At 76.6% G+C, this 435-nt stretch carries 1 protein-coding gene; it reads right to left on the reverse strand.

Annotated elements, in window-relative coordinates:
* Positions 1 to 418: hypothetical protein (locus HUX53_RS00140; protein WP_176401129.1), on the reverse strand; the 418-nt coding region annotated here is incomplete at its 3' end.
* Between the last annotated feature and the right edge of the window lie 17 nt (positions 419 to 435).

Genomic DNA, 435 nt, shown 5'->3' on the forward strand with positions numbered 1-435 from the left:
TTTTTGTTTTGTTGTGCGGTGGCGGCGCCTGCGGCGGCTGCTCGTGTCCTCTTCGTGGGCAGCGTCGGATGTGTATAGGGGCCAGGTCCTTGCCCCGGCCGCGGCCGCGGCCGCCGCGGCGGCGGCGCCGGCGGGACGGGCGGTCGTCGGAGTCGTCCTCGTCCGCCGGACCGTGGTCCTGGTCGTCGTCGCCGGTGTCCTGGTCGGCGGGCTCGGCGGGCTCGGCGGGCTCGGGCTTCGGCTCGTCCTTCTTGGGCCGGGCGGGGGTATCGGCCGACGGCTGCGGCGGCTGGAAGACGACCATCGGCGGCTGGAACGTGACGCCCGGGACGCCGACGCCGCTCGCGGGCGCCGAGGTGTCCCCCGAGCAGGTGTCGGAGACCGAGCCCGCGAGCGGGACGCCGGGGATCTCCGGCACCGGCGGGACGGCGGGCG

Origin of the sequence: Actinomadura sp. BRA 177, assembly GCF_013372625.1 — a bacterium.
GTDB lineage: Bacteria > Actinomycetota > Actinomycetes > Streptosporangiales > Streptosporangiaceae > Spirillospora.